The 1,330-nt window shown below is 61.7% G+C and carries 1 protein-coding gene; it reads left to right on the forward strand.

Annotated elements, in window-relative coordinates; genetic code table 11:
* Positions 1-105: 105 nt before the first annotated feature.
* A partial coding sequence (locus P3T21_RS38385; RefSeq protein WP_429261055.1) for an IS4 family transposase occupies positions 106-1,330 on the forward strand: 1,225 nt, incomplete at its 3' end.

A 1,330-nucleotide genomic window follows, 5' to 3' on the forward strand; every position in this document is an offset into this window, starting at 1 on the left:
CTCAGGATTACCCACAAGTCTGTAGGTGACGGTGTGTGTTTTCGCTTGTAAACGGGTGGAGTCAATGTTAACTTCGGCCCATCCTGTTTGCAGCGGCATTCGAGATTGGTCGACGAGAACGACACGGACGACTGGGCAAGCACCGAGTTCGGCGAGGCGAATCTGGGCGACGCGCGTCTGGCGCAGCGTCTGGTTACGTTGGCGCGCCGGCTTGCCTGTAGTCCGCAGGGGTCGTTTCCACAGTCGCTCAAGCCCGCCGAATTGAAGGCCGCGTACCGGTTCTTCGACAATACACAGATCGATACCGACGGCATTCTGGCGCCGCACATTGCGCAAACGCTGGATCGCATGAGGCAGGTACCTGTGGTGCTGGCGATCCAGGACACGACCGAATTTAATCTGTCGCATCTGCACGCGACTGAGGGACTGGGCTATGGTACCGGCGGCAATGAGCGCGGCTTCATGATGCACAGTCTGCTGGCCGTCACGCCCGAAGGGCTGCCACTGGGCGTGCTGGGCATGAAGACCTGGGTGCGGGCGCAAGAAGAGGCCGGCAAGGGACGCCACCGCAAAGCGCGACCGATCGCAGAGAAAGAGAGCATCAAATGGATCGAAGGCATCAGGCACCTTGCCGCGCTCAGGACGCGTTGCACCGAAACCCGGTTTGTCTGTGTGGGCGACCGCGAGAGCGACGTGTATGAACTGTTTGCGACCGAACGTCCGGATGGGGTGGACTGGCTGATTCGGGCAGCGCGCAATCGCCGCGTCCGTCATCCCGCGCAATATCTGTGGGAGTCCGTTCAGGCCACGGCGCCGCTTGGTCATACAGACCTGCTGGTGCCCGCCCGGGGCAGCATGCCACAGCGTACAGCGCGTCTGACGTTGCGTTGCGCGGCGGTACGACTGCGGCCTCCGAAGGCGCGTGCTAGCAGTCTGGGCGAGCTTGACGCATTTGCCATTCACGCTAGCGAAGAAGCTCCCCCGCACGGCACTGAGCCGCTCGAGTGGATGCTGCTGAGTTCTGTGCCAACCACCTCGCTTGATGAAGTTCTCGAGCGACTGGCCTGGTATGCACGACGCTGGACGATTGAGTCCTGGCATCGCGTGCTGAAAAGCGGCTGTCGTATCGAGGCGCGCCAGTTCGGCAGCCTCGAGCGGTTCGTGAGGGCCACCGCCCTGTTCGCCGTCATCAGTTGGCGCATCCTGTATGCAACTCTGCTGGCACGAATCGACACCGATCTGTCTTGCGAAGTATTGCTGCAACCCGTCGAATGGCAGGCGCTGTATTGCCATACGCACCATACCAGGCACCCGCCGAAGAAGACCCCAC

The organism is Paraburkholderia sp. GAS334, from assembly GCF_050436625.1.
Taxonomy (GTDB): domain Bacteria; phylum Pseudomonadota; class Gammaproteobacteria; order Burkholderiales; family Burkholderiaceae; genus Paraburkholderia.